This window comes from Arthrobacter sp. AOP36-C1-22 (assembly GCF_052377515.1).
GTDB lineage: Bacteria > Actinomycetota > Actinomycetes > Actinomycetales > Micrococcaceae > Arthrobacter_H.
In genome coordinates, this window is sequence record NZ_JBQSWW010000006.1 from 127,175 (window position 1) to 145,540 (window position 18,366).

Sequence of the window (18,366 nt, forward strand, 5' to 3'; positions counted from 1 at the left end):
GCGGGGATCCGGTACTGCCGATACCCATCATGGCCCCGGGCCGCCACGACGTGTCCAGGGGTTTCTGGGCTGGGCGTGGCCACCGGGGGCGCGGGGGGATTCGGAGGAAGCACACCCCAGAACTACACGGTGTGAAGAACAACGGCCAATGATGACCTCTCCCGCACCGCTAAGCGTTTTTGTTGCTCACCCCCTGCGATACGGTGGGCAAAACCACAACGTCGGAGGACGCATGCCAGTGAAGACCAAAACGATCCTGCCGCTGATCGCGGTCGGCGCCTTGCTGGCCGGCTGCGGCACGGGGACAACGGCGCCGGATGCCTCGGCGCCGCCGGAGTCCGCCGCCGGCTCTTCTTCGGCCGTGGCTTCGGAGGACTGTTCGGCGTTGCAGGACCAATTTATTGCCGGGGATCTCCCGCAGGAATTCTATGACGGCGTGGATCAGGGCGTGCGGGTCGTCGAGACCACCAGCGGGACGATCCTCCAAGACGGCCCGCTCACGTCGGAGGCCGCCCAGGATCCCGATGCTTCTTCACCCTCAGCCGAGTACCCCGACCGGGTGGAGCCGAACCCCGAATGGCCGAAGGATTCCGTGGTCTTCATCGATCCCGCCAGCGGCGACGTCGTGAAGACGATCGCTGTGCCGGATGAGCTGACGTGCGCCCCGTAGACCTGCCGGGCGCTACTCCGCAGCCAATCTGACGCAGCATCCGCAGGGCGCGCTGGGTTCCACCCGTTCGGTGCGCCGATCCGATTCCAGCGTCTCCAAGGCCCCGCAGATCAGCTCCTGGTTGATTCCGCACACCGTGTCGGTATGCCGGTTGGCCAGGGAGTGAAACGGACAGTTGGTCAGATCCGTGGTCCCGTCTTGACGATCCTCTGGCCGGTAGCCGTTCGCGGCGAGAAAAGCCTGCACATCCGCTTGGCCGGCCGCCAGGCGGCGCCCCGCCGCGCGCGCGGCTTCGGGCAGGTGCTCGTCCAACGACCGGCCGTCGGCACGGGAGGCGTCGATCGCCTCGGCCATGATGTCGGCGGCGACGGTATATTCGCGCTGCGGGACACTGGCGGACACCTCAGTCCGGGTCGCCCGGTAGACCTTGGAGGGCCTGCCGGAACCGGGGCCCGTGGCCCCATTCAACCGACGGAATTCCACCGTGAGCAGCCCCTGTTCGGCGAGCCGATCCAATTGGAAGGCCGCAGCATGGCGGGCCAAGCCCAGTTCCCGGGCGACCTCGTCGCGCCCCACTGATTCCCGGCTGCGCGACACCAACTCGTAAATCGAAGCGCGTAGGGGGTCCGCGACGGTGGCGATGTCCTGCAGGGAACGATGGCGCGATACGGGTCTCATGACGTCAGTCTACTTCTAAAACGAATATGTATTGATTTAGAGTACCGACGGTTCTAATGTGAGTTATCTCTACTTTAGAAAGGTTCCCATCATGACCACCCATCTCGCCCCGGAGGGCACCCGGCAACACAGCCGTGCCACGCATCAGGCCTTCCTCCTGCTGCGGACCATCTTCACCATCGCGCCGATCATCTTCGGTATCGACAAGTTCACCAACGTGCTCACCGATTGGACGCATTACCTGGCCCCCATCGCCACCGACATCGTCCCGGTCAGCCCGGAGGTCTTCATGTACGGGGTCGGCATCGTGGAGATCGCCGCAGGCATTCTGGTCGCACTGCGGCCACGCATCGGTTCGCTGGTCATCGTCGCCTGGCTGGCCGGCATCATCGTGAACCTCCTGCTGCTCCCCGGGTTCTTCGATGTGGGGCTGCGGGACTTCGGCCTTCTGGTGGCCGCCTTGGCGCTAAACCGCCTGGCCAGTAGCGAGGCCGTGGCCCATCCGAGGAAGGCATAACGCCGAAACCAGCGCGGGGCCCGGCTCCACGGCGGGAACCGCGCTGGACGCGGTCCGGCACCCACACCTGCCGATCAGCGTCCTGCGGCGTAGCCCTGGGCCCCACGGGGATTCGCTGCCGCCGCGAGTTGACCTGTCGCTGGATCCCGGACGACGACGGACAGCCGTCCCAGCGCCCAGTCACCGGCCCGGGTCACCACATGGCCACGGGCTTCAAGCCCGGCGATCACCGCTTCGCCCAGCCGGTCCTCCACCACGGCCCCACCCGGAGCCCAGGTCCGCGGCCAAAAAGAACCGGGAATTGAGGTGGTGTGCAGCGCCGGGGCGTCGATCGCCTGCTGCGGGGTGTACCCACCGACGATGGTGCGCAATAGGTAGAGCAGCTGCCACTGATCCTGCTGGTCCCCTCCCGGCGAGCCCACTGCCGCCACCGGCTGACCGCCCTTGAAGACCAGGGTGGGGGTCAACGTGGTGCGCGGGCGTTTCCCGGGAGACAGGGTGGACGGAGAGCCTGCCTGTAGCCAGGTCATTTGCAGCCGGGTGCCCAGGCAGAATCCCAGCGCGGGGACGTTCGGCGAGGATTGCAGCCAGCCACCCGAGGGGGTAGCCGACACCATGTTCCCCCACCGGTCCACCACATCCAGATGACAGGTGTCCCCTCGGGTTTCCCCGCTGGGGCGGACCGTCGGTTCCCCGACGCCGGCGAAACCGGTCTTGGCGCCGTCGGCCCGGGCCGGGGACGGTTCCTCGGTGCGCAGGTCGGGCCGAAACGGCGTGTGCCCGGGGACGGTTCCCGGTCGGAAGTCATGGCTGGCCCGTTCGGTGATCAAGCCGCGGCGTTCGGCAGCATAGTCGGCACCCAGCAGGTACTCCAGCGGGACATCGGTGTCCCCGAAATAGGCTTCCCGGTCGGCCATCGCCAGCTTCAGGGCCTCCAGGATGGTGTGGGCGCCGAGTTCGGTGGACGGGTCCAGGTAGTCGTCGTCGTACCCCTCGAGGATGGCCAGGGCCAACAGCAGTGCCGGGCCCTGCCCCCAGGGTCCGGTCTTGGCGATGGTGTGTCCGCGAAAGACGACGGTGGCCGCCGGTTCGTAGCCGGCCCGGAACCCGTCGACGTCGGCGGCCGTCATCACCGCGGCATGGTCGGTCCCGGAGGAATGCCGGTGGGGTGTCGCGAGGAAGGCCTCCGCCTCGGTGCCGACGGTATGCGCCCAGAGCCCACGGGCGGCATCGATTCCAGCGGCCCGGCCGCCGTCCGCTGCGGTAGTTGTCGCCGTCCGAGCCAGGGATCCGAGCAGCTGCGCATACGTCGGGTTGTAGAGCATCGACCCTTCGGCCGGCGGCTTCCCCTCCGGGAGCCACTGCCGGGCCGAGCTGGGCCAATGGTCGGTGAACAGGTCGGCGACCGTGGCGATGGTGTCGCACACGCGCGGCAGGATCCGGTGCCCGTCCCGGGCCTGGTCGATGGCATAGGCCAGCACGTCGGCCAGGTCCCAGCTGCCGTGGTCACGCAGCAGCAGCAACCAGGCGTCCACCGCCCCGGGGACCGCCGCCGCCAGCGCGCCGGCCCCGGGCACCAGATCCAGGCCTTCGGCACGGTAATGCTCCACGGTGGCCGCCGCCGGTGCCGGCCCCTGGCCCATCAGGATCACTGGCTCGGCCGGCCGTTCAGCAGTGGCGAAGAGCGCGGTCATATCGCCGCCGGGGCCGTTCAAATGCGGTTCGACGACGTGGAGCACGAAGCCGGCGGCCACGGCGGCATCGAAGGCGTTGCCCCCGCGTTCGAGGACCGATTGGGCGCAGCCGGTCGCCAGCCAGTGGGTGGAGGCGCTCATGCCGAAGCTGCCGTACAGGGTCGGGCGGGTGGTGAAGGATTCCGGTGCGGTGTAGGTCACACCCCTACTGTAGGTTCCCGCAGCTGGAGGGAGGCCCGGTCAGTCGTTGTAGGCTGCGGACATGACGACGTGGGTTCCCGATGTGTTGGGGCCGGGGTTCGAGCAGCTCACCCTGGAGCTGCCCTCGGGCGAGGTGGCCACCCTGGTGAGGTATGGCGGGGGCATCCAGGACTGGAACGTCCCGGAACTATCCGGAGTCGACGTCCTGTACATCCACGGGTGGTCCGACTACTTCTTCCAACGTGAGCTCGCGGAGTTCTGGCATCGGGCCGGCGCCCGCTTCTTCGCCATCGATCTACGCCACTACGGGCGCAGCCTCCGCCCGGGCTCCACCCCGGGGTACATCACCAGCCTCGACGAATACGACGAGGAGATCGCCGCCGCGCTGGAGGCCATGGGTCGCGATTCGGCGTCCACGACCCCGTTGTTGTTGATGGGTCATTCCACCGGTGGCCTGACGGCCACGCTGTGGGCCGCCCGCCATCCGCAGCAGGTCGACGCCCTGGTCCTGAATTCCCCGTGGCTGGAGTTCCAGGGACGGGATATCGGCCGGGCCATGATGGCCCCGTTGATGCACGCCGGGTCGTGGCTGCGCCCGGCGGCCTCTTTGCCGACCATCGATCCGGGGATCTACACCCGGGCCGTCTCCAGCCAGTTCGACGGCGAATGGGACTACAACCTTCAATGGCGGCCCGAACGCGGGTTCCCGCTGACCTGGGCCTTCCTCAATGCCGTCTTTGAGGGCCAGGCCACCGTGGCCGACGGCCTGGACCTGGAGATCCCGGTCCTGGTCCTGCTTTCATCCAGGAGCTACCTGCAGCCGCGCTGGTCCGTCGAGGCCACCACCGCCGACGTCGCCCTGAACGTCGACGTCGTGGCCGAACGCGCGTCGTCCCTGGGCAGCGATGTCACCATCCGACGCATCCAGGACGCCTTCCACGACATCTTCCTCTCCCCCGCGCCCGTCCGTGCGCCGGCCTATGGGCTCATGGGCGGTTGGGCGCAGGAGGCACTGGACAGCACCACCGATGAGTTGTGGGCCGCCCGCATCCAAGGGGCCGAGGAGCCCCGGGTCCCTTGTCGTTCCGCGTGGAAGGATTTTGTCGCCGGCCTTCGCGAGCTGGTCCGCGATGCCGGCACCGGGCGGCGCTGAGACGTCTCAATCGTGCTGCTGCGGGTTCCCTTCGGGCTCCGCGCCTTCGGGCCGGAACCGGCCCGTGGAAAAGGCCATTCCCACGGCTCCGATGGCCAGGGGGATGAAGGGTATGGCCAGGCTACTTTCCTGCACACCGGGCGACCACGCCCACACGACGACGGCCACCACGACGACGGCCAGCGCGAAGTGCACGACACGGGGCAGGGGCCTCGGGGCCAGGGCGAACGCCGTGTAGGTGGAGGTCAGCAGGATCCACGCCAGGATCAGCCAGTTCTTGGCCGCTTCCTCGGGGGCGCCGGCCATGGACCAGACGATTCCCCCGGAGATGGCCATCATCACCGCCGCATACATGCTTGCCGGCCGGTTGCTGCTGATCCAGGAGGCCCCGGTCCGTGGTCCCTGTTCCGTCACGTCCGACGTCGAGGTGGCTGGGTGTTCACTCATGCCGTCGACCCTACTGCCGAGGAAGTAGAAGGTTAACCTTCGAGCGGGTCAGGTCAGCTCATCGAGACGGTCCCAGAAGGAAGCGCGCAAGGTCCGGCGGACCACCTGGATATCGGTCTTCCATTCACCGATCTGCTGGGCGCAATCCTTCAGCAGCACCCGATCGATCTCCGGTGGCAACAGCGGACGGTCGGCCTGCAGCTCGGTGAGTTCGCGCTGGGTGGTGTTGACGTACCAGTTGTCCGCGACGCTGGCCCCGACTTCACCGACGGCCCGCAAAAGGGCGCTATCGCTGGCCTCGGGGGCCCCGGCCGTGGCCGCGGCGTTCTCTCGCGTGGAGGAGTGGACCAGCTGCGGTCCTGCCGATGGCACGTGGGGCAGCGGCCCGGTGTTCGGCGGGATGCGCACCGGGGACGGACCGGGCACAGGTCGCTGCGGGCGCACCGCAGGGGCCCCGGGCTTCACCGCCTGGACCGGGTCGGTTTCCAGCGCGGCCCCGGATGCTTCACCCGGGGTGTCTTCCGGCGTCGGATCAGCGGTGGCATGGACCCCGGGACCGGGCATGGACCCCTTGGTCACCGACCGGGTGAACATCGCCTCGAGCAACTCGGCGGGCAGCTCGGTGATGCCGTCGACGCACAGGGCCAGGTGCTCGGCCACCGAGGCCAGCCCGATCCGGGTCTCGGGTTTGCGCAGTCCGATGAGCTTGACCTGCACGCCCATGTCCTGGGCCTCTTCGACGGCTTCGGCCAGGTCGTCGTCCCCGGAGACGAGGTAGACCACCGAAACGGCTCCGCTGCGGGCCAGCCCCACCAGGTCCAGGGCCAGCCGCAGGTCCACGCCCTTCTGCTCACCGCTGTAGGAGATCCGGCCCAGCCGCACCTTCACGCCGTCGACCATGCCGATGCGCTTATGCTGATCGGTGAACAGCCCGTCCCGGGAGGCGTCATACCAATAGGTGCGCAGCACCGGCAGGGCACTGTCTTCCCGGGCAATGCCGGCAATGCCCTCCACGAGTCGTTCGTAGTCCACCCGGAAGGCCGAACGCAGCGAAGTGCCCGCCGTATGCTGCCCGCCGACGGCCAACAGGAACCCGGCATCCACGAAGATCGCACTTTGAGTCGTCATGGGCCATATCCTACGGGCAGCGGCCCCGGGCCCTCCCGGCCTACCCGTTCAGGTCAGGGCGGCCAGCAGCAGTGAATCCCCCAGGCCGTCCCAGCGGCCGGTGAGCTGTCCGTCACGTCCGTCGTGTCCGTCATGCCCGGACGCCGCGTGCGGGGTGCGGTAGACGGCGAGCGCCGGACCGTCGGTGGTGATCGTCGTGACGTGCCCGGCCCCCGGTTCCTCGCTCGTGGACGGGGCAGCCCTCGTGATGTCCGGCGCCGGCGCCGCGTGATCGCCGAACCCGTGGACGACGACGGTGCTGGGCTGGAGCACCAAGGTTCCGTCGATGTCACGGAACTGGTCGGCCCCCGCCTGGCCCCGGACGATGGTCCGGGCCAGTGCCGCGGCGTAGACGGGATCACCGGTGGCGTCGTAGATCCAGCGATGCCCGAGCACCGAATGTTCCATTTCCCCGGCCAGATGTTCTTCGGCCCCGGACAGTTCGGCCCCCCGGTAGGTCAACGGCACCTGCAGGACGGTGCCGTCGGAGCGGCGGACCAGATGGGTTTCGATGCCGATCCTTTCGTCCGGGTCATCGAACCGGTAGGCGCCGATCATTTCGACGGAGTCGCCGTCGTCGACTCCCGACCAGGGTTGGCGGGCCAGCCAGGCGGTGACGATTTCTTGTTTTCCGGGGGTGAGCTCAGCACGATAGACGATGGCCATGGCTTCACCGTAGGCCAGATCAGGGACCGGGGCGACCGATCGGCCCCCGCAGCCGGGATGGTTCGGGAATCCCGCACGTCCTGCCCCATGGGCGCAGCCGATGCCGCGGGCATAGACTCTCCGCACGGTTCCATCCGCGCCACCCAGGAGGTCGTCATGCCCATGCCCGTCCCCAGCCCCGGTGCCCCCTGCTGGATCGATTTGATGTCCTCCCAACCCGAACGGGCCCGCGGCTTCTATGCAGCCGTGTTCGGCTGGACCTTCGACACCGCCGACCCGGCGCAGTCTGGCCGGTACTTCACCGCTTTCAAGGACGGCCTCCCCGTCGCCGGGATCGTGGGCAACGACGGCGAAGCCGGTCTCCCCGACACCTGGAGCACGTACCTGCGCGTGGAGGACATCGAGGCCACGCTCGCCGTTGCCGTCAGCCAGGGCGGAAAGATCATGGCCCAGACCACCGAGATCGTTCCCCGTGGCCGGGTGGCCCGGGCGCTGGATCCCTCCGGGGCTTCGGTGGGCCTCTGGGAAATCGCCGAGCACCGCGGATTCCGCCTCCATGGCGAACCGGGCGCCCCCTACTGGCATGAACTCCACGCCCGCAACTACGTGAAGACCGTGCAGTTCTACCAGCAGGTCTTCAGCTGGCAGACCACCGTCGTCTCCTACACCGACGACTTCCGCTACACGACGCTGGGCCAGGGGCCGGAGGCCAGCGCCGGAATCATCGATGCGGCCCCCTATCTGCGCACGGGCCACCCCTCCGCCTGGCAGGTCTACTTCCAGGTCGTGGACACCGAGGCAACGATCACCCGCGCGCTGGGCCTGGGAGCCAGCGTGATCGAACCGCCCGTCGACACGACGTTCGGCCGGGTCGCCGCCTTATCGGATCCGACCGGTGCACTGTTCAAGATCGCCCAGCCGTCGCCGTGAAGCCGGTCTCTGCGGGGTCCTCACTCGCTGTGGCGGCCGTAGCTGAGGACCATGTTGCCCTTGCTGGTCCGGCGGGAATCCTGCAGCACCAGTCGGGTGACCGGGTCGCTGGCTTCGAACAGATGCTTCCCCGCCCCGGCGATGACCGGGTGGACCATCAACTGCAAGGAGTCCAGCAAGCCGGCGAAGAGGAGCTGGCGGACGACCGAGATGCTGCCGCATACGGAAACGTCCCCGCCGTCGGATTGGCGCAGGTCGCGGACGAAGTCCTCCAACGGGTCCTGGATCAGCGTCGAGTTCTGCCATTCGAGCTCACCGCCCAGCGTCCGGGAGGCCACGAACTTCTCCACGGGGTTGATGAAGGCAGCAAACGGGTCGTCCTGCCCGGCCTTCGGCCAATGTCCCGCCCATTCCTGGTAGCTGTGCCGCCCGAGCAGGACGGTGTCCGTCTGCTCCATCATGGAGTTCATCCCCGCACCGAGTTCCTCGTCGAAACGGTCGAACTGCCACAGATGGGGCGATTCGACGACGCCGTCAACCGATTGGAACAGTCCTACCTTGACCTCGCGCATGCTGCCTCCGTCATCTCTTTCGGTCCTCCTCCGTCCCTGGCTCGATCATCTGCCGCCCATCGGCGGGCGTCAAGGGAGAGGCCCGGATGCCCGAGCCTCCTCGGACCGTTCAGTTGGCGAAGACGTCCTGCAGTCGCCCCCACTTGTCCCATAGGGCCACCGAGTCCCCGCCCTTATTCAGGATCGATGCCGAGCCGCCGTTGAAGTAGGCCGTGGCGGTGTTGGTTCCGGGGCCGGTATGGACCCGCAGTTCCCCGCCCGGAGGGATCCGGTAGCCGGCGCCGACCCGCAGGGTGTTGTTCGCGGCGTCGCGGAGCAGCACCCCGGAGGCGTCGATCGCATGGTCGGAGGCGTTGCGGATCACGACATGCTCCCCCGCGTCGAATGCCACGTCGTCCCCGGGCGGATCATTCACCGCCTCGGAGATCTGCAGGCCACGAGCCCGCGGGAACGGGGGCCTCCCGGCCTGGAGTCGCACGCTTTGTTGCGGGAAGTCCCCGGTCACTATGTCCACTCCCAGGTCGACGGCGATGGTGATGGCTTCGGGTGAGTTCGCCGTATAGACCCCCAGACCCAGGCCTGCCGCGTGGACCCGGTCGACCGCGCCGGGGGTCAGGGTGCGGTAGTTGGTGCCCACCGAGTCGGCGAAGCCGGACCAATCGGCCAGGGTTTGTTCATTCGGCACGGTGCCGACCAGTTGTTGCAAGTCAATTCGTGGTGCCAAGGCAGCAAACCGGCGGTTGGAGGAGGCGTCGAAACCCAGCACGTGGACCTTCCCGGCGTCCACCAGCCGTTTCCATGCCGGATGCCCGGACAGCTTTCGTGCCACGAGCGCTTCGATGCCCGGGGAGTTCTTCGGCGACTTGATCTCCAGGTACACCCCGGTCCGGCGGTTCGCGATACGGGCCAGGTCATCCAGATGCGGGATCCGCGCCCCGGTGAACCGTCGGCCGAAGGAGGAGCCGACCTCCAGAGCCCGCAGTTCCTTCCAGGTGAATGAGGTGATCGGATCCTTCTCCCGACCGGGATAGACCTCCTCGACATTGGTCGTGCGTGCCGGAGTGTTGTCATGGAAGAGGAAGGGCACCCCATCGGCGCTGAGCTGCACATCGGTTTCGATGAAGTCGACGCCGGCAGCCCGGCCCGCCCTGAAGGCGGCCACCGTGTTTTCCGGTGCCACCCCGGCGGCTCCACGGTGCCCGATCAATAGCGGACCCGCCGACGAAGGTCGCAGTTTCGTGGCCTCCGGTGCCACGGCATGCGCCGGGGCGGCGGCGGCAGGGACCATCGCGGCCGGGATCACCAGAACCGCGACGAGGAGGATGAGGACTGTCAGCGGTCGGCGGGGTTTCGGAGAGGACGTGAGGCAAAATGCCATGGGTTTCGGTTCCTTCGGCGTTCGGGGTGCGGGTGCTCCACGTCCATGTTGGCCACCCCGGACAACGGCCGGATCAACGGCCGGTGAACTCGTCATGAAGGCCCCCACGGCAACGGCCAAACGGTTCCGTTCATCCTCTGGATTCGGGGGATATTCGGCGTATCCTGAAGGAACCAGCAGCTTCTGCCGGGTTGACGAGGAGGTCATCATGAGCCTGTTCAGAAGGCACCGGATCCACGAGAAGGTCATTGCGCCCGCTGCACATGCCGCAAAGGCGACGGCGGAACAGACACCGGTTTCCCCGATCTACAAATATCGGGTCGACGAGGAACTGGCCACCCGGATCGCCCTGAAGGCGTATGGCGCGGGGGGCGACGGCAAACCGAACATCCCGCGGATGCCGCTCAGCGGATAGCCGACCTCGACCCCATCGACCCGCGCCACCTACCAAGGAGTGTTCATGAAGGCCCTCACCGTCACGCCGGGAAGCAAGGATTCGCTGACCCTGCAGGAGGTGGGGCCTCCCGACCCATCCGAAGGCAGCATCCTGGTCGATGCGCTGGCCATCGGGCTATGCGGGACCGACCGGGAGATCATCAACGCCGAGTACGGCACCGCCCCCGAGGGCAAGGACGTGCTGGTCATCGGCCATGAGAACCTCGGCCGGGTCCGTGAGGCTCCCGCGGGTTCCGGCTTCTCCGCCGGTGACCTGGTCGTCGGCATCGTCCGTCGCCCCGATCCCGTCCCGTGCGCTGCCTGCGCCGCGGGTGAATGGGATATGTGCTTGAACGGGAAGTACACCGAACACGGCATCGCCTCCTTGGACGGCTTCGGCCGCGAACAGTGGCGCGAGGAGCCGGGACATCTGGTCACGCTCGATGCCGCCCTGGCCGAGGTCGGGGTCCTGCTGGAACCCACGACGATCGTGGCCAAGGCCTGGGAACAGATCGAACGCATCGGATCCCGCGCCTTCTTCGACCCGAGGGTCGTCGCCGTCACCGGCGCGGGACCGGTCGGCCTGCTGGCGGCGTTGCTGGGGGTGCAGCGCGGATACGAGGTCCACGTCTACGACATCGTCACCGACGGGCCGAAACCCCGGCTGGTGGCCGATCTGGGGGCGCACTTCCATACCGACTCACTGCCGGAATCGGGACTGGAACCCGATATCGTCATCGAATGCACCGGGGTGGCCCCGGTGATCGTGGACGCCATCGCCAACAACGGCAAGAACGCGGTCGTCTGCCTGACGGGGGTTTCGAGTGTCGGCGGGAAGACCCCGCTCGATGTCGGGCAGATGAACCGTACCGCGGTGCTGGAGAACGACGTCGTCTTCGGTTCCGTCAACGCCAACCGACGCCATTACGAGCAGGGCGCCGATGCCCTGGCGAAGGCGGACTCCGAGTGGTTGGCCCGGTTGATCAGCCGCCGCCACCCGATGGCGGACTACGCTGGGGCCTTAGAGCATCGTGACGGTGACGTGAAGGTAGTCATCGACATCGCCAAGCCCTAGCGAGCCCCGAAGGGACCCATGCAACGCAATTTCCCCCAGCTCTCCGAGCTGCGTCCGCTCATGCAGTTCGAACGCCCGAGCCTGGACTTCCGGGCCCACCGACTGGCGAAGGCGGCCGACCTCTGGGACCTGCGCCGGATCGCCCGGCGACGGACCCCCAAACCCGCTTTCGACTACGTGGATGGTGGCGCCGGGAACGAGGAGACGCTGCGCCGCAACCGGCAGGCCTTCTCCGATGTGGAGCTGGTTCCCGGGATCCTCGGCGGGCACCCCGCAGTCGATCTGTCCACGACGATCGCCGGGGCACGGTCCTCCCTGCCGGTGGGCATCGCCCCGACGGGCTTCACCCGTTTCATGCACGCCGAAGGCGAGGAGGCCGGGGTCGGGGCCGCTGCGGATACCGGCATCCCCTATACGCTCTCGACGATGGGCACCCGGTCCATCGAGGAGGTCGCCGCCTTCCAGCCCGCAGCCCGTCGTTGGTTCCAGCTCTACCTCTGGAACGACCACGAGGCCTCGCTCGACCTGGTCAACCGGGCCGCGGCCGCCGGCTACGACACCCTGATGGTCACCGTGGACACCGCCATTGCCGGTCAACGCCTGCGCGATGTGCGCAACGGCATGACCATCCCGCCGAAATTGAACCTCAAGACGGTGCTCGACGCCTCCTACCGTCCCGAGTGGTGGTTCAACTTCCTGACCACCGACTCGCTGAAGTTCGCCTCGCTCAGCGGCACCTCGCATTCACTGCCCGAACTGATCAACTCGATGTTCGACCCGACGCTGTCGCTGCAGGACCTGTCCTGGCTGCGTTCGGTGTGGCCGGGCCAACTCTTCGTCAAGGGGATCCTCACCGCGCAGGACGCGTCCAAGGCCCTGGATGCCGGTGCCGATGGCCTGATCGTCTCCAACCATGGTGGCCGCCAACTCGACCGCGCCCCCGCGAGCCTGCAGGCACTGCGCGAGGTCCGCGAGGCCGTGGGCCCCGACGTGGAACTCATCCTCGATTCGGGCCTCATGTCTGGAGGGGACATCGCCGCCGCACTCTGCGCCGGCGCCGATTTCACGCTGATCGGCAGGGCCTACATGTATGGGCTGATGGCCGGGGGGCGTGAAGGAGTGCAGCGGGCGTTGGACATCCTCGCCGAGGAGCTGCGGGTGGCCACCACCTTGCTGGGTGTCTCCTCCGTCGCCGAACTCGGCCCGCAGCATCTACGGATGCACTGGCGGGGCCCGCAGGCCCGGCCTACAGCCCGTCCTTGACCTTCAGCACGCGCAAGGCGGCCTCGTCGATCCTGGCCTTGAAGTCGGGGTCCGCCTTCGCCTCGGCGACGAGCCCAGCGGTGATGGGTCCGATGGCGGCCTGATTAACGCAGAGCATCATGGTGCCTCCGGCGTCGAAGAACTTCTTCGCCCGGGTCGCGTATTTCCAATCACGGAACTGGGTGGCATCGCACATGTCGTCGGAGATGACGATCCCGTCGAAGCCCTGGTCGTCGCGCAGCATCTTGTTGATGACGGTATCGGAGAAGGCCGCCGGGTTCTTCGCGTCGATCCGGGAGTAGTAGGCGCTGGAGAGCATGATGAAGTCCGCCCCGTCGTCGATCCCTGCCTGGAACGGCTCGAGCGTCGCGTCCTCGCGGGTCGTGACGGTGTCGGTGACCCCGTGGGAGACGTCGGTGTTCCGGCTGACCCGCCCCAGCCCGGGATAGTGCTTCATGACCGGGGCGACTCCCGCGGATTCCATTCCCGCGGCAAAGGCCGAGGACCCGGCCTGGGCGCTGCCCGGGGTCTTTCCGTATTCCCGCCCGAACGCGCCGATCGGGGCGTTGGCGGCACCGATGGAGGCAGGAACGGTATCGGCGACCGGGGCCAGGTTGACGTTGATGCCCGATTGCGCCAGTTCCTTCCCCCAGCCGGTGGCCCGGCGTTCCAGGGTCTTCGGATCCCAGGAACCCTGGGTCAGTCCGGCGGGGATGGTGGAATAGCCGGGGCCCTTCAGGACCTGGACCTTGCCGCCCTCCTGGTCGGTGGAGATGAACTGCCCGACCCCACCGGTGGTCTTCTTCGAGACGGTCGCCTTGATCTTCTTCACCGCCGCGGCGGTGCCCTTCAGCCCCACGGTGCTGCGGCCCTTGAGGAAGACGTTGCCCACATGGTTCTTCTGCAGGATCCCCAGGTCCGAGGCGGTGGCTCTCGTGGCGGGGACCCCCATCATGAGGACCTGCCCCACGCGTTGTTCCAGACTCAGGGTGTCGAGGCGCTCCTGCGCGGCGGTTTCCGCCGCGGGAGTCCCGGGCGAGGCCGCATCCGCCGAGGCCGGGGTGGAACCCGCATGGCCCGGGGTTTGCGTCGCTGTCGGGGACCCGGTCCCGGACGAACTGGCACCGGACGAAGCAGCACCGGCGGATCCGCTGGAAGCGGTCCCGGCCCCCGGCGTCGTGCAGGCGGCCAACGGCAGGGCGGCGCAGATCAACGCGGCCGTGGCCACGTTCCTCAAATGTCTTTTCATCATGCCCTTTCGGCGGGTTCGCAGGCAGACCTGAGGCTCCAGTGTAGTTGGGGTCCGCTCTGGCCTCGTGGCTACTGCCCCGCCAGCACGCCCAGGACGATGAACCCGGAAATCGCGAAGAACGGCAGGCACAACACGGCATTGAGGACCCGATGCTCGTTGATGATCGCCACGAACTCCCGCAGGAAGGCGCTGGGGACGTAGTAGCGGGCGGTCGGGGACCCGACCACCTGGGCATCGACGTCGTATTTGCGGGCCAACAAGGCTGCCCGCAGCACATGATAATTATTGGTCACCACCAGCAACGGTCCGGGACGCCCCGCGGCGTTCTGGACCTCGCGGGAGAAGCGCAGATTCTCCCGGGTCGTCTTCGCCTGGTTCTCCGGGACGACGTCGGCCGCGGGAATTCCTGCCTCGTACAGGTATTCGGCCATCCCCTCCCCTTCGGTCCGCGACTCGTCGTGGCCCTGGCCTCCCGAGGGGATCAGCACCGGTTTCGGATCCGGTGCCTGCCGATGGAGTTCAACCGCCTTGTCCAGCCGGCTGGCCAACAGCGGGGGGACCTTTCCGCCGATCAACCGCGAGCCCAGGATCGTGATGGCTTCGGGGTGGATGTCGTGCTCCATGCGGCCGTAGGCCACGGCGTAGGCGAGGAAGATGACGAAGACGACCCCGAGATAGCCGCAGAGGAAGAAGAGCAGGAACGCCAGTCCCACCAGCAGGGGCTGGAGCGTGAGCACCAGCAGCAGGGCGAGGACCGGCAGCACGAGCATCGCGATGCCCAGCACCAGGGTCAGCAGGTTCCCCAGCCGGCGGCCCTCGCTGCGCATCATGGTCAGCCCGTTGGCGATGAGGAATCCGGCCAGGACGATCACCGCCAACGGCACCAGGGCGAGGATGCCCAGGGTGATGTAGTCGAAGACCGGGGACCAGCTGCTCAACAGGGCCGTGGCCCCGGTGAGTGCGAACCAGATGGCTGCGACCAGGACGACGCCGTTGCGCAGCATGCGCCGGTCCTTGCGGCGCAGCCAGACGTAGAGCAGGCCCAACAGGGCGGCAATGATCAGGAAACTCACCCGGCCAGACTAGCAAGGCAGCCTGACTAGACTGGAGCCGTGCAGCAGAGTCCAAAATCCCCGCCGGGCAGTACCGATGCCTCCATCGCCGCTCTCTACCACTATCCAGTCAAGGGCCTGTCCCCGCAGCCGCTCTCCGAGGTCGGGCTCCACGCCGGGCACGGCTTCCCCGACGACCGGATCTACGCACTCGCCCGGGCCGGGGGGAAGTACGTCCCGGACACGGCGCAGAACCTGGGCAAACAAAACTTCCACGTCCTGGCCCGTGACTTCGCGCTGGCCGGATTGCGCAGCCACTACGACTCCTCCTCACGGACGATCTCTCTCACCCGCCCGCAGGGTGATGACGCAGAGGCGGTACACGCCGATCTGTCCACCTCCACCGGCCGCGACCGGTTGGCGTCGATGGTGGCCGAACTGCTGGGTCTGGCCGGGGACGCCGCGCCGGTCATCGCCCACGAATCCGGCCGGCGTTTCCCTGATCTGCTCTCCAAGGGCGATGAGGAAGCCCAAGCCGTGTCCATCATCAACCTGGCCTCCGTCCGTGAACTGGCCCGGATCGCCGGCGTCCCGGTGGACCCGCTGCGTTTCCGCGCCAACATCTACCTCGACGGATTGCCGCCCTGGGCCGAACGGCACCTGCCGGGCCGTTCGCTGCTGGCCGGAGGTGCCCGGCTGGAGGTCTTCCAGGAGATCGGCAGGTGCCCGGCCACCGAAGTGGATCCGGTGAGCTCGAAACGTGATCTGCCGGTCCTGCAATTGCTCCACGACGCCTTCGGGCACACCATCATGGGCGTCTACGCCCACGTGCGGACCGATGGAACGCTCACCCGGGGCACTGCCGTCGTTCGGGAATAACCATGGCCGGGACCGGGTGGGCAGGACTACGATCAAACCACGTCGACCCCCCGGATGGAGGCAGCAATGACCGATCCCTCCACCGGTTCCCTGCGCACGGAGGCCTATATCGACGGCCGGTTCCGTCCCGCCGCCGGCGGGGCCACGTTCACGGCGCTCTCCCCCGCCACCGGTCAGCCGATTGCCCGGGTGGCCGCCTGCGGGCCCGCGGACGTCGATGCCGCCGTGGCCAGCGCCCGCACCGCCTTCGATTCCGGCGTCTGGTCCGATGCCGACCCCATCGAACGCCAGCAGGTGCTGCTGCGCCTGGCCGATCTCATCGAGGCGGCCACCGCCGAGCTGGCCGGGCTGGAATCGGTGGATGCGGGCCGTCCGCTGGCCGACTGCCACGAGTTCGACCTCCCCGACACGATCGGCACCATCCGCTGGTATGCCGAAGCCATCGACAAGGTCTTCGGCAAGGTCGCCCCCACCGGGCCCGGGGCGCTGGGACTCATCGTCCGCGAGCCGATCGGTGTGGTCGGGGCGGTCCTGCCCTGGAACTTCCCGGCCGCCATGCTCGCCTGGAAGATGGCCCCGGCCCTGGCCGCCGGGAATTCGTTGGTGGTCAAACCCCCCGAGTTGGCTTCCCTGTCCACCTTGCGGATCGCAGAACTGGCCACCGAGGCAGGCGTACCCGACGGGGTGTTCAACGTGGTTCCCGGGCTCGGGCCCGTTGCCGGGAAGGCCCTGGGCCTGCATATGGACGTCGATATGATCTCCTTCACCGGTTCCACCCGGACCGGCCGGGAATTCCTGCGTTACGCCGCCGAGAGCAACCTGAAGAACATCACCTTGGAATGCGGGGCAAGTCGCCGCAGATCGTGCTGGCGGATAACGCCGACCGCCTGCCCCAGGTGGCCGCCGATCTGGCCGAGGCCGCGTTCTGGGCTTCTGGGCAGAACTGTTCGGCGGGTTCACGGATCCTGGTGCATGAATCGCTCAGGGCCGACTTCGTGGCCGAGCTGGTGCGCCAGGCCGGCCAGCGGATCGTCGGGGACCCCGCCGAACCCGAGACGATCCTCGGTCCGCTGATCGAGGCCGACGCGCTGGCCAGGGCCCTGCGTTTCATCGAAGATGCCCGCACGGCCGGGGCCCGGATCGCCGCCGGAGGACGGGCCCTGTTCGAAGACAGCGGCGGCTGGTATCTCGGCCCGACCGTCATCGACGAGGTCACCGCCGGGATGGCGATCGCCCGTGAGGAGGTCTTCGGCCCCGTCGTCGCGGTGATCGGGTTCCAGGACGAGGCCGAGGCGTTGGCCCTGGCCAACGACACCACCTACGGGTTGGCCGCGACCATCTGGTCCCACGACATCGATCGGGCCATCCGGCTGGCCCGTGGGGTGCGGGCCGGCACCGTGGCCGTCAACGGCTACAGCGAAGGCAACATCACCACCCCGTTCGGTGGCTACCGGGCCTCGGGCTTCGGGGGGCGCGACAACGGGTTGGAAGCCTTGGAACAGTACACCCAGCTCAAGACGATCTGGGTGACCGTCAGGTCGTGATGACCACGATCAGGGCCAGCACGCCCAGGATCATGACGGCGCCGGCGGTCCAGAAGATGGCGGCCACATCGGCCTCCAGGCGCCCCTCGGCGATGCCACGGGTGCGGGCGGAGTAACGGCGGCGCTGCGTCACGTAGATGGACAGCGCCCCCAGGCCCCCCACGGCCACCAGGATCAGGATCGAGGGGCCGTAATGGTGCATCCAGCGCATGAACACGGCGCTGACCACGAACAGCGACAACGTGGTCCGGCCCCAGGACATGACGGTGCGTTCGGGTTGCAGTCCTGGGTCCTGGTGGCCGCGCGTGATGGGGATGGTCATCGAGGGACCTATCCGGAGACGACGAGGACGACGACGATGACCGCCGCGGCCAGTGCCCCGCCGATGCCCAGCAGCGGCACGATCGCCGGGAACGGCAACGGACGGTGGTTGCGCATGCTCGACTCGATCCGCAGCCAGCGGAACACCGCCCCGGCACTGATCAGCAGGCCCAGGCAGATGACCAGGATCGAGATGGCCTTGCGCAGGTCGGTGGGAAAGGCGTCGAAGGCGAAGGCCTCCAAGGCGATTCCACCGGCCAGGAAGGCCAGCGAAGTGCGGATCCAAGCCAGGAACGTGCGTTCGTTGGCCAGGGTGAACCGCGGGTCGGGTTCGTTGCCGCTGGGTAGCGCCTTGCGTGCCAGCCATCCGCGTTCGCCTTCGTCGGCCACCGTCGTCCTCCCGCTGTTGCCCCAGCCGCCACCGGCTGCTCTCGCTGGAAATCCTACCGGTCACAGGCCTCGCCCGCCGGGT

19 protein-coding genes and 1 pseudogene are annotated in these 18,366 nt (G+C 67.9%); 9 read left to right on the forward strand and 11 right to left on the reverse strand.

The genetic code is table 11. The features are described 5' to 3' along the window. The first annotated feature begins 232 nt into the window (after positions 1-232). A complete protein-coding gene (locus tag ACT3S6_RS05525) occupies positions 233-670 on the forward strand; it encodes a hypothetical protein (protein WP_444554124.1) in 438 nt (145 codons plus the stop codon). A gap of 12 nt (positions 671-682) precedes the next feature. On the opposite strand, the gene ACT3S6_RS05530 is transcribed toward ACT3S6_RS05525, so the two are convergent. Further along, entirely contained in the window at positions 683-1,348 is a 666-nt protein-coding gene (locus tag ACT3S6_RS05530; RefSeq protein WP_443382090.1) for a helix-turn-helix transcriptional regulator, read from the reverse strand. A 91-nt stretch (positions 1,349-1,439) separates the two neighbouring features. On the opposite strand from ACT3S6_RS05530, the gene ACT3S6_RS05535 reads away from it, so the two are divergent. Further along, positions 1,440-1,865, forward strand: a complete 426-nt coding sequence (locus ACT3S6_RS05535) for a hypothetical protein (RefSeq protein WP_443382088.1) — start codon at positions 1,440-1,442, stop codon at positions 1,863-1,865. Between the two features lie 74 nt (positions 1,866-1,939). On the opposite strand, the gene ACT3S6_RS05540 is transcribed toward ACT3S6_RS05535, so the two are convergent. Next, positions 1,940-3,760: a gamma-glutamyltransferase family protein gene (locus ACT3S6_RS05540; protein WP_444554125.1), complete on the reverse strand. Its 1,821-nt coding sequence runs from the start codon at positions 3,758-3,760 to the stop codon at positions 1,940-1,942. Between the two features lie 61 nt (positions 3,761-3,821). Here ACT3S6_RS05540 and ACT3S6_RS05545 point away from each other — a divergent pair, with 61 nt between their 5' ends. After that, positions 3,822-4,913 (forward strand): alpha/beta hydrolase, encoded by a 1,092-nt coding sequence (locus ACT3S6_RS05545; RefSeq protein ID WP_444554126.1) that lies wholly within the window; start codon positions 3,822-3,824, stop codon positions 4,911-4,913. 6 nt (positions 4,914-4,919) lie between these two features. On the opposite strand, the gene ACT3S6_RS05550 is transcribed toward ACT3S6_RS05545, so the two are convergent. Genes ACT3S6_RS05550 through ACT3S6_RS05560 form a run of 3 tightly spaced genes read right to left on the reverse strand, consistent with a single transcriptional unit; the run spans position 4,920 to position 7,319 of the window. After that, a complete protein-coding gene (locus tag ACT3S6_RS05550; protein WP_444554127.1) occupies positions 4,920-5,360 on the reverse strand; it encodes a hypothetical protein in 441 nt (146 codons plus the stop codon). Between the two features lie 48 nt (positions 5,361-5,408). Then, positions 5,409-6,488: an NYN domain-containing protein gene (locus ACT3S6_RS05555; RefSeq protein ID WP_444554128.1), complete on the reverse strand. Its 1,080-nt coding sequence runs from the start codon at positions 6,486-6,488 to the stop codon at positions 5,409-5,411. Positions 6,489-6,536: 48 nt separating this feature from the next. Continuing rightward, positions 6,537-7,319 carry a CG0192-related protein gene (locus ACT3S6_RS05560; protein WP_443382078.1) on the reverse strand — a complete coding sequence of 261 codons (783 nt, stop codon included), beginning with the start codon at positions 7,317-7,319 and terminating at the stop codon, positions 6,537-6,539. Between the two features lie 30 nt (positions 7,320-7,349). On the opposite strand from ACT3S6_RS05560, the gene ACT3S6_RS05565 reads away from it, so the two are divergent. Next, positions 7,350-8,123, forward strand: a complete 774-nt coding sequence (locus ACT3S6_RS05565) for a VOC family protein (RefSeq protein WP_443382076.1) — start codon at positions 7,350-7,352, stop codon at positions 8,121-8,123. Between the two features lie 20 nt (positions 8,124-8,143). Here ACT3S6_RS05565 and ACT3S6_RS05570 read toward each other — a convergent pair whose 3' ends face one another. Then, positions 8,144-8,695, reverse strand: coding sequence for a dihydrofolate reductase family protein (locus tag ACT3S6_RS05570; RefSeq protein ID WP_443382074.1), 552 nt, complete (start codon positions 8,693-8,695; stop codon positions 8,144-8,146). A gap of 109 nt (positions 8,696-8,804) precedes the next feature. Continuing rightward, a complete protein-coding gene (locus ACT3S6_RS05575) occupies positions 8,805-10,073 on the reverse strand; it encodes a glycerophosphodiester phosphodiesterase family protein (protein WP_444554129.1) in 1,269 nt (422 codons plus the stop codon). Between the two features lie 208 nt (positions 10,074-10,281). Here ACT3S6_RS05575 and ACT3S6_RS05580 point away from each other — a divergent pair, with 208 nt between their 5' ends. The 3 genes from ACT3S6_RS05580 to ACT3S6_RS05590 are packed head-to-tail and all read left to right on the forward strand — an operon-like array spanning position 10,282 to position 12,846. After that, the gene (locus tag ACT3S6_RS05580) at positions 10,282-10,488 is read left to right on the forward strand and encodes a hypothetical protein (protein WP_443382070.1); all 207 of its coding nucleotides are present in this window, start codon (positions 10,282-10,284) and stop codon (positions 10,486-10,488) included. A gap of 45 nt (positions 10,489-10,533) precedes the next feature. Further along, the gene (locus ACT3S6_RS05585) at positions 10,534-11,583 is read left to right on the forward strand and encodes a glucose 1-dehydrogenase (protein WP_443382068.1); all 1,050 of its coding nucleotides are present in this window, start codon (positions 10,534-10,536) and stop codon (positions 11,581-11,583) included. A gap of 18 nt (positions 11,584-11,601) precedes the next feature. Beyond that, complete coding sequence (locus tag ACT3S6_RS05590; protein ID WP_444554130.1) at positions 11,602-12,846, forward strand: alpha-hydroxy acid oxidase; 1,245 nt, start codon at positions 11,602-11,604, stop codon at positions 12,844-12,846. Here ACT3S6_RS05590 and ACT3S6_RS05595 read toward each other — a convergent pair. Both ACT3S6_RS05595 and ACT3S6_RS05600 read right to left on the reverse strand, forming a co-directional pair. Next, on the reverse strand, positions 12,830-14,074 hold the full coding sequence (locus tag ACT3S6_RS05595) for a glycoside hydrolase family 3 N-terminal domain-containing protein (RefSeq protein WP_444554131.1): 1,245 nt from the start codon (positions 14,072-14,074) through the stop codon (positions 12,830-12,832). The genes ACT3S6_RS05590 and ACT3S6_RS05595 overlap by 17 nt on opposite strands. Before the next feature lie 92 nt (positions 14,075-14,166). Next, complete coding sequence (locus tag ACT3S6_RS05600) at positions 14,167-15,171, reverse strand: YdcF family protein (RefSeq protein ID WP_443382062.1); 1,005 nt, start codon at positions 15,169-15,171, stop codon at positions 14,167-14,169. A 39-nt stretch (positions 15,172-15,210) separates the two neighbouring features. Here ACT3S6_RS05600 and ACT3S6_RS05605 point away from each other — a divergent pair, with 39 nt between their 5' ends. Beyond that, positions 15,211-16,029 carry an MOSC domain-containing protein gene (locus tag ACT3S6_RS05605; protein WP_443382060.1) on the forward strand — a complete coding sequence of 273 codons (819 nt, stop codon included), beginning with the start codon at positions 15,211-15,213 and terminating at the stop codon, positions 16,027-16,029. 66 nt (positions 16,030-16,095) lie between these two features. Next, positions 16,096-17,573 (forward strand): annotated as a pseudogene (locus ACT3S6_RS05610) (aldehyde dehydrogenase family protein). Here the strand turns inward: ACT3S6_RS05610 and ACT3S6_RS05615 are convergent. Together ACT3S6_RS05615 and ACT3S6_RS05620 are read right to left on the reverse strand one after the other, a co-directional pair. Further along, positions 17,563-17,895 (reverse strand): DUF202 domain-containing protein, encoded by a 333-nt coding sequence (locus ACT3S6_RS05615; protein ID WP_443382056.1) that lies wholly within the window; start codon positions 17,893-17,895, stop codon positions 17,563-17,565. The pseudogene ACT3S6_RS05610 and the gene ACT3S6_RS05615 sit on opposite strands and share 11 nt — an antisense overlap. An 8-nt stretch (positions 17,896-17,903) precedes the next feature. After that, positions 17,904-18,284, reverse strand: coding sequence for a YidH family protein (locus tag ACT3S6_RS05620; RefSeq protein ID WP_443382054.1), 381 nt, complete (start codon positions 18,282-18,284; stop codon positions 17,904-17,906). Positions 18,285-18,366: the final 82 nt, after the last annotated feature.